The 8,477-nt window shown below is 48.2% G+C and carries 9 protein-coding genes and 2 pseudogenes; 7 read left to right on the top strand and 4 right to left on the bottom strand.

Translation table 11 applies throughout. The annotated features are described in order from the left end of the window. The 6 genes and pseudogenes from ABF86_RS11775 to ABF86_RS12960 form a co-directional block, all read left to right on the top strand. Positions 1–362: integrase core domain-containing protein (locus tag ABF86_RS11775; protein ID WP_160803629.1), on the top strand; the 362-nt coding region annotated here is incomplete at its 5' end. Positions 363–1,080: 718 nt separating this feature from the next. Continuing rightward, positions 1,081–2,490, top strand: a complete 1,410-nt coding sequence (locus ABF86_RS11770; protein WP_160803628.1) for a flagellin — start codon at positions 1,081–1,083, stop codon at positions 2,488–2,490. A gap of 207 nt (positions 2,491–2,697) precedes the next feature. Continuing rightward, entirely contained in the window at positions 2,698–2,961 is a 264-nt protein-coding gene (locus ABF86_RS11765) for a GIY-YIG nuclease family protein (RefSeq protein ID WP_345889573.1), read from the top strand. A 9-nt stretch (positions 2,962–2,970) separates the two neighbouring features. Then, complete coding sequence (locus tag ABF86_RS11760; RefSeq protein WP_160803626.1) at positions 2,971–3,297, top strand: hypothetical protein; 327 nt, start codon at positions 2,971–2,973, stop codon at positions 3,295–3,297. A 25-nt stretch (positions 3,298–3,322) separates the two neighbouring features. Further along, positions 3,323–3,682 carry a flagellar protein FlaG gene (locus ABF86_RS11755; RefSeq protein ID WP_083331364.1) on the top strand — a complete coding sequence of 120 codons (360 nt, stop codon included), beginning with the start codon at positions 3,323–3,325 and terminating at the stop codon, positions 3,680–3,682. A 257-nt stretch (positions 3,683–3,939) separates the two neighbouring features. Then, positions 3,940–4,092 (top strand): annotated as a pseudogene (locus ABF86_RS12960) (IS630 family transposase); the annotation flags it as partial. A gap of 616 nt (positions 4,093–4,708) precedes the next feature. On the opposite strand, the gene ABF86_RS13205 reads toward ABF86_RS12960, so the two are convergent. The 4 genes from ABF86_RS13205 to ABF86_RS11730 form a co-directional block, all read right to left on the bottom strand. Then, positions 4,709–5,935 (bottom strand): type II restriction endonuclease, encoded by a 1,227-nt coding sequence (locus ABF86_RS13205; RefSeq protein WP_074710682.1) that lies wholly within the window; start codon positions 5,933–5,935, stop codon positions 4,709–4,711. Next, complete coding sequence (gene vsr / locus ABF86_RS11740; RefSeq protein WP_074710684.1) at positions 5,932–6,378, bottom strand: DNA mismatch endonuclease Vsr; 447 nt, start codon at positions 6,376–6,378, stop codon at positions 5,932–5,934. The genes ABF86_RS13205 and vsr overlap by 4 nt, the downstream gene beginning before the upstream one ends. Beyond that, entirely contained in the window at positions 6,375–7,631 is a 1,257-nt protein-coding gene (gene dcm, locus ABF86_RS11735) for a DNA (cytosine-5-)-methyltransferase (protein ID WP_074710686.1), read from the bottom strand. The genes vsr and dcm overlap by 4 nt, the downstream gene beginning before the upstream one ends. Before the next feature lie 226 nt (positions 7,632–7,857). Beyond that, positions 7,858–8,031: a hypothetical protein gene (locus tag ABF86_RS11730; RefSeq protein WP_204987607.1), complete on the bottom strand. Its 174-nt coding sequence runs from the start codon at positions 8,029–8,031 to the stop codon at positions 7,858–7,860. Here ABF86_RS11730 and ABF86_RS11725 point away from each other — a divergent pair. Continuing rightward, a pseudogene (locus ABF86_RS11725) lies at positions 8,006–8,138 on the top strand (DDE-type integrase/transposase/recombinase); the annotation flags it as partial. The gene ABF86_RS11730 and the pseudogene ABF86_RS11725 overlap by 26 nt on opposite strands. Positions 8,139–8,477 lie beyond the last annotated feature (339 nt).

Below are 8,477 nucleotides of genomic sequence, written 5' to 3'. Positions count from 1 at the left end.
GGTATGCCCGGCAACCGGGGCGGATGGATGCCTTGGTACACCATAGCGACAGAGGCTCGCAATATGTCTCCATTCGCTATACCGAGCGACTCGCCGAAGCCGGAATAGAACCCTCGGTCGGCAGCAAGGGCGACAGCTACGACAACGCGCTGGCAGAAACCATCAATGGACTGTACAAAACAGAATTGATTCACAAGCGCGCCCCCTGGAAAACCAGGGAGGCCGTGGAGCTGGCAACGCTGGAATGGGTAGCCTGGTTCAACAACCAGTGGCTGCTGGAAACAATCGGTTACATCCCTCCCGCAGAAGCTGAGGTAAACTACTATAGGCAATTCGCCAGGAAAGCCATTCCGGTGGCTTGACTTTAACCAAACAGCCTCCTCAAAACCCAGGACGATTCAGTTACCTTACTCAAGCTGAGCAATAGATAAAGCGAACACATGTGTGAGTGTAGTGTGGCAGGTAGCAGTCCAGTACCGGCCAGTGATAAAAATTGCCGTCTTTGCGAGGAAGCGCAGCTGACGAAGCAATCCAGTGCCTTCCTTATCATTGCTGCTGGATTGCTTCACGCTACGCGTTCGCAAAGACGGAGGTTGTTTTCCTACCGTCGTGCCGCGTACAACCCATGGCCATTGTCACCACCGACAGCAACACCCGAACACCACAATCCACACCCACCGATGTCATTGCGAGCCGCGTAGCCTTTAGCCGCGACCGCGAACGAAGTGTGGCGGGTGGCGGGCCGCGGCAATCCAGAAAAGCACCAGGGCACATCACCTTATGCCTTCGTTAACATTGCCGCTGGATTGCTTCACGCTGGGCGTTCGCAATGGCGGTTTTTAGGCAAACGCCTAAATAGCCGCCCATTTTCCCTTCAGTTCCAGTTTTCACTGGTTAAAAAAGAAAAGCTGTTTTTCTATTTATTCCTCTAAACCTTTCCTTACGCGGTCCGTTACTGCTCTCAACGGCGGTTGAATACTCTGCACACAGAAGCAGATCAGGGCCGGAAAACGATGGTGGGCTCGCTATGAAAGAGCGCCACGATACTTTAAAAAGTACTTCTCGGAAGGGGAAATAAAAATGCCACAAGTTATTAATACCAACGTTGCGTCACTCAATTCACAGCGTAATCTGAACGTATCGCAAGGTTCACTCAGTACCGCCTTACAGCGTTTATCCAGCGGTTTGCGCATCAACAGCGCCAAGGATGATGCTGCCGGGCTGGCCATTTCCGAGCGTATGACCTCGCAAATCCGCGGCCTCAACCAAGCGGCACGTAACGCCAACGATGGTATTTCACTGGCACAAACTGCCGAAGGCGCACTCGGTGAAATTGGTAATAACCTGCAGCGTATCCGTGAACTAGCAGTGCAATCCTCCAACGCGACTAATTCTGCTTCTGATCGTGCTGCTATGCAGTCCGAGGTCAATCAATTGATTGCTGAAATCGATCGCGTGGCAACACAAACTGATTTCAACGGTACTAAACTGCTGGATGGTTCTTTCAAAGCCCAGAATTTTCAGATAGGAGCTAATGCTGGCCAAACCATCACTGTCGATCAAATCACCAGTGCTCGTGCCAGTGATCTGGGTCAGTACCAGGGTTTCAACAAGACTGGCTTTTCTATCGGCACTGCCAATGATACTGTATCACCCAAAGCTGTAACGGTTGGTGGCCAGGTCTATACCCTTGGTGATGTAGCTGATGACGCCAAAGCCATCACCAATGCACTCAACAATGCCGGTATTTCCGGCCTGACAGTACGTGCCAACGAGACCAAGGTATTAGGTCAAACTTCTGCCGTCACTGGTTCTGCTAATGATGCAGATTCAATTGATATCAATGGCACGGCTATTAGCCTCACCAACACCAACAATGCAGTCAGTAATCGTGCCCATGCCGTGGAACAAATCAATGCCCAGTCGGCCGTGACTGGAGTAAGGGCTGTTGATAATGGTTCTGGTGTAGATTTAGTTGCCGCTGATGGACGTAATATTACTACAGTATTCACAGGAGTTAGTGGTACCGAAGCTGACTATGGCCTTGCTGCTGATGCTACTACAGGGGGTAAATTGGATATCAGCTACGCTGCACCAGCTGGTGTTACCGGCACCTTCGACTTCACTACCGGTTTTGATGCAAGCTTCACTCCGCAAAATATCGAGGCTACTGGCACTGCTGTCACAGCCTTTGACATCAGTACCGTAAGTGGTACTGAAGCAGTAATGCGCTCAGTGGATGCAGCGTTAAGTACTATCAACTCCTCACGCGCTGATCTGGGTGCTATGCAGAATCGTTTCGGTTCAGTTATTACTAATCTACAAACTAATGCGGAAAACCTGTCCGCCTCCCGCAGTCGTATCCAGGATGCAGACTTTGCTGCCGAAACCGCCGCGCTAACCCGTGCACAGATTATGCAGCAGGCTGGTGTCGCAATGCTCGCTCAAGCCAATTCGTTACCCAATAACGTATTGTCCCTGTTGAGATAAGCACCACGCCCGTCATTGCTAATGCCACGGGCATGAAGCAATCCAGTAACGCAGATTGTTGCTGGATTGCTTCGCACTGAAGTGCTCGCAAAGACGGCACACTCCGTCATCGCGAAGCCTGACAAGGCTGCAGCGATCCAGCAGCAACGCCAGGATAGTGTTCTTTGTCAGCAATAGGTGAAGATGAAGGATCCGTGTGTTTATATCATGGCTAACAAGCGTAATGGTACGTTGTACACGGGGGTAACTTCTGATCTTGTACAACGCGCCTGGCAGCACAGGGAAAGCGTGGTGGAAGGGTTTACCAAGAAATACCAGTGCAAGTTGCTGGTCTGGTATGAGCAGCATGGGTTAATGGAAAGTGCGATTCTGCGGGAGAAGCAGATCAAGGCTGGTAGCCGCGCCAGGAAACTGGCCTTGATTGAAACATTAAATCCAGATTGGCGAGATTTGTATGAGGAAATTGTGTGAGCAGTGGTTATGGGAATGGAAGGGCCGGATTGTTCCGTAACGTTTCTGGATTGCCACGTTGCTTACGCAACTCGCAAAGACGGCACACTCTGTCATCGCGAGGAGCAACGTGACGCGGTGATCCAGTATGCAGGTAGTTACCGGATTGCTGTTAATGGTGACGATGGTTGCTGGATTGCTTCGTCAGCTATGCTTCCTCGCAAAGACGGGGTGGGTGGCTTCGCACCAGTGCTCGCAATGGCGGTTTTTTTCCGTCAAGTGCTTGGCAAAGACGGCATACTTTGTCATTGCAAGGTCCTTTGGGGCCGTGGCAATCCAGAGGGGTTGGTAGAGTGAATGAATTAAGAAAAGGAGAGGGAACATGGAGATGCATATCACCAGTGTAGTAGCTGATTTGTTACAGACGCAGACACAAACAGCGGCGCCAGTGCCACCGATGGATCGTTCGATTCGTGAAGAACCGCCTGTTGCCGAAAAGATTGAGCATGATGTGATTCAACCAGAGCAGGTGGAAGCAGCCGTCAACCAGATTCAGCAATTCACCCAGACGTTAACGCAGAACCTGAAATTTTCCATTGATGAAGATACCGGCAAGACCGTGGTCAGAATTGTGGATATGCAAACGCAGGAAGTCATTCGCCAGATTCCTTCGGAAGAAGCCATCCGAATTGCGGGTGCGCTGGGGAAGATTCAGGGCGTATTGTTCAACGGCCAGGCGTAACGGATAACCGGCAGTAAACACTGGCTTACCACGTCCCGCCACATATAGCCAGCCTTGCCGGGTATCAAGAGAGATTCTGCCCCAACGTAGACTTGATTTAGTTTGACCCCATCGAAGGGTCGATTCAGCTGATTCTCAAACCCTGGTGGTTGGTAATGAGGGTTAGTTTTCTCCTGATACTCCTTCCGATACTTTACTGGCAAGCTGGCTTGCTGCATCAGATGGCGAACCCTCCAGTCACCCACCGGATAACCCGGGACGATTCATTCTCCAAACTCAAAGCCCTATTACGCAAAGCCGCTAAACGAACCATGGATGCCTTATGGGCACAGATCGGCAAAGTGTTGGATCTGTTCACCCCGGAGGAGTGTGCCAACTACTTCGTTTCATGTGGATATGTAAACAAGTAAACCAAAAATGCTCTAACGTAGGTGATCGCTAACTGGTCGCGAATTGAGCGTCAGTCACCCGAAGTAATTCAAGATATGCGAAGCGTAGATTGAATGACACAAGGGCACAAGCCGCCAAGCGGTGTACGCTCGAATGAGAGGATAGATGGTGCTGTACACCGTTCCTCGAATTCGATCAATTCGTGACCCGACAGGCCGGTGCATAGCGTCGGCTTGAATAAATTGTTAGCCCTTACTGCTCGGGCTTGCCAATCTGGTACTCAAGGTTGCCGATGCTCCACGACTGAAAGGCAAAGTGTGACTTGTTGTACGCGGGGACGTTTATGGCGAAGAGAGAAGTCCCGAGGACTCCGAACTTTCCCAGGGTAAGCCAGCCACGCTTACGGAACCCGGTGAAAAGCTCGTCTCCGAACGCGATCAGTGTTTGGGGCCACCAATGCAAGCTCCTTGTCCAATTTCTCTTTCACTCGATCAAGGTTATCCACATCTGCTCCTCAAGTTTGCGATTGGCTGCTTGTGAAGGCTAACGCTTCGCATCACCGACAAAATAAAGGTGCAGAGCGTAGCGGCGCAGCTTTATTTTGTCGGAGTGCATGCGTTTGTTAGAGCATTTTTCTCATGGCTGCCTTTTTCGCACAAGTTCTATAAATTGAGACACATTCATCAGCCGTGGTTTTTGAGCCTCTGAATATGTATCGTGTAATTCTTCTGGCAAAACAAGCTGTAAATTTTTCGCTGCCATTTCATCAGTCTGGTTTTCGCTGATAGCAGCCTCAAGTGTCAGCAAATGCTTTTGCTCAATCCTGTCAGCTTCTGCCAGAACCTGCCTCCATCTATCTTTGCATGATGACTTTACCCCAAGCATTGTGAGATACAGTGGGTCATATTCCGAGGTTCTATATTCTTCTATTCCCGGGAAAATAAAATCCGGCTTTGACTTGTTTTCTGTTTTAGGAGTTCTAGTATATCGGATTCCACATTCCCCGAATAAAATTTCCAGGTGATTTTCGAGTGCGAGTCCTGCGCGACTTTTCCTTCTGTTCTGCACTGACAGGGAGAAGGATATAAAACCATCCACATCGCCATCAAAGCCTTGAGACAAACGTTCTCCAATCAAATGTTTCTCCAATGTCCGGAAAAGAATTTCCTCTCTCTCCATCCAGGCCATCAAAGCGGCATCCTGACCGTCTTGCGGACTTACATCAGGAAGCGTTAAGCGAGCAAAGGAGGAAAATTCCCTTGATGTTGGAAATGTTCCATTGAATTTTCCAAGTATTTCATCAAGCCATGTTTCTTCTGAAACCTGAACGGTTACACCAATACTTTCAAGTATAAACCGCGATGCAAATTCAATTCGATCCTGTTCAGTCTCTAATTCTTCACGAACTGAAAAGCCGGGATGAGGCAAATCTGAAAATCCAAACAACCAAAGTATCTGCCTGGCAATTGTGGTTTCTACCTCAGCCACGATTGCCAGGAGCGTGTCATCAGGACGTTTGGCAATAACAAGAATATCTCCAGCGTTGGCAAGCTGAGATACTTGGTTGGTTGGAAAATACAGGCGATACTCATACCGCATTACACCTCGTTCTATTCTTGCTTTTTGTCTTGCGTCATACCAGGTTAAAAATCCATCTTCTATAATTGGCTCATCGTCATGATCGGTCAGGTACATAAATGTTGCCGGGTATTTAACTTTTCCATCGGGTTCACCAAGGATATTTCGCAGGCCTTCAACACCATTAAACTCGTGCTGATTTGAAGTTAGAATATCAGCCTCAACAGCGCTTAAATTTTTTATTGCCACCCCTTCAAAATATTGCGACAAATAACCTTTCTTCACCCTGCGATCTCCAGATAGCTGGCTTCACCAGTCAGCCATGTAGCAATTTTATGTATTACTTTCGACTGGTCTTTGTTTTTTTCTTTTACCGCACACTCCCAAACCACACATATACGCCAATCAAGCCTGGAAAGACTCTCTATACTCGATTTGTCATTTTCATGGTTTTTGTTTATTTTTTCCCTCCAGAATTCTGGTCTGGTTTTAGGCCATTTAAATAACCGGCATTCATGCTTATGCCAAAAGCATCCATTTATAAAAATCACGGCGTTATACTTCCTTAAAACCAGATCCGGTTTGCCTGGCAGGGTTTTGTCATGAAGCCTGAAACGGAAGCCTGATTTGTGAAGCCCGCTTCTTATAACCATTTCAGGATTCGTGTCTTTTCCACGAATACCTGCCATCATTCGACTGCGTGTGAGCTTATCAACAACATCTGTCATAGCCTAAGCGATTCCTGCTTAACAGCTCCTTCTTCTTTTTCTTTCAATACCCTCACATAAGGCAACATAATACGAGCAACTTCTTTCATGACGGGCATGATAACGCTGTTCCCGAATTGTCTGTAAGCCTGGGTATCACTTACCGGGATTATGAAGTTATTCGGAAATCCCATAAGTCTGGCGCATTCTCTTGGCGTTAACCGTCTGGGGCGATTCTTTTTTTCTTGTGATATGAGTATCTCAGAGCCATCCTTGTAATAACGAGCAGATAGGGTTCTTGCTATGTCATTACCATTAACCAATCCAAACCCAAATCCATTACCAGCCTTTCTGTGCTTTTCAGCATAAGCCTGTAAATATGCCCATAGTTTTGGTGTGAGTGTGTATTTAATGTTGACCTTTGCTTTTTCTCCAACGGTAAATGGTTCTTCTGGTTGCTCACCACCATCTTGTGGATGGAGAATGGACGAAAGCTGTATTGCGCCTTTCTCCGGCAGCTGTAAAGCACCCCAGGAAAAATCCGTGCTTCCTTTGAAGCCAACAATCAAAATACGCTCTCTGTGTTGGGGGACGAAATGCTGTCCGTCAATAACCTTGTAATGCACTTCGTAGCCAAGCTCGTCACGAAGCGTCTGGATAATTACCTTGAATGTGTTGCCCTTGTCATGGGACAGAAGGTTTTTGACATTTTCAAGTAAAAAGGCTTTGGGTTGTTTTTCAGCAATGATTCTTGCTACATCAAAGAAGAGTGTGCCTTGGGTTGTGCATTCAAATCCATGTGGTCTGCCCAATGCATTTTTTTTGGAAACACCCGCAATGCTAAAGGGCTGACAAGGGAAACCTGCCAATAAAATTTCATGATCTGGAACGTCCTTTTCATCAACTTGGGTTATATCACCGACAAACGCATGGTCTGAAGTTTGGGGGTAGTTGGCCAAATAGGTTTTTTGTGCAAATTTATTCCATTCACTGGTAAATACACACTTTCCTCCGTGTGCCTCAAACCCCATTCTTATGCCACCAATTCCTGCAAACAAATCAATGAAGCGTAATCTATCTTCTCCTCCGGTATCCTCAACCAGAGGAAGAATTCTTTGCCTGATTGCATCCGAAAGATAGGTCGGCGGATCAGTCTCGCGAACTTCCCAACGACGGACTGTTCTGACATCAACCTCAAGGATTTCAGCCAGTTGCTTTTGCGTATAGCGGTTACGAGCTGTTCTCAGCAACTCCAATGGGTGAGCTTGGTACATAATTCGTTATTCCTCAATAAAGGGATTATTTGAGGTCATTATGTCCGCTTTTTGTCCCTATTTCAATCTTTCTTTGACTGGCTCTGAATTTGCTTTGCTCTAATCGGGATAGGGAGGCACCTCGCAATGCCTCTCCTCCCACACCACCGGGCATACGGGTCACGTACCACGGTGGTTCGACAGATTAAATTCCTTCCGCGCCGCAGGGCTCGGAATACCCAGTTGTTCAAGGTAGCGCAAGGGAAGTGCTTGAGCCAGTGCCAGTGTTTTTGATAACCGCCATGGCCCGTGCGCCGACTTGCTCGTGTTCCATGCATTGCGGACACTTGCGCAGATTCCGATAGCCAGCCTGTCCCCATTGCTTCCAGAGATAGCAGCATCGCCCAGAGTCAGGGCTCATTTTACACTCGGACCGCGGCAGCCAATACGCCTCAGATACGTACCAGGCACTGCTGACCAAATACAGTATGCGCTGCAAGCATGAGCCGCAAAGGAAACTGTTGGGATACTCAGTTTAATATGGTATGGAATGCCTGGCTTGATCTGACCCGTGTTGGGATTGGCGAAGTGGTGCCTTTGCGTTGACCTGTCGATCTGGCCCAGGCATTCCCCGAGCGTTGCCGGGCCCAATACATGTGACCTAATAGGAGCCTTGAATTGCACCGTGAGTGTCCTGTCCGGTAAGTGGGGTTGGTAATGCGCCAATCCTGACTGAGGAGTATAAAATATGGACGGCACATTGATTCAGAATGAAGTTATTCTTGGCGTTGATACCCATTTAGATACACATGTTGGTGTAGTCATTAACCACCAGGGTAAAGTGATAGGTACACTTACCTACATACC

This window comes from Nitrosomonas sp. GH22, assembly GCF_009833115.1.
Lineage (GTDB): Bacteria > Pseudomonadota > Gammaproteobacteria > Burkholderiales > Nitrosomonadaceae > Nitrosomonas > Nitrosomonas eutropha.
This window is presented reverse-complemented; position numbering and strand designations above follow the sequence as displayed.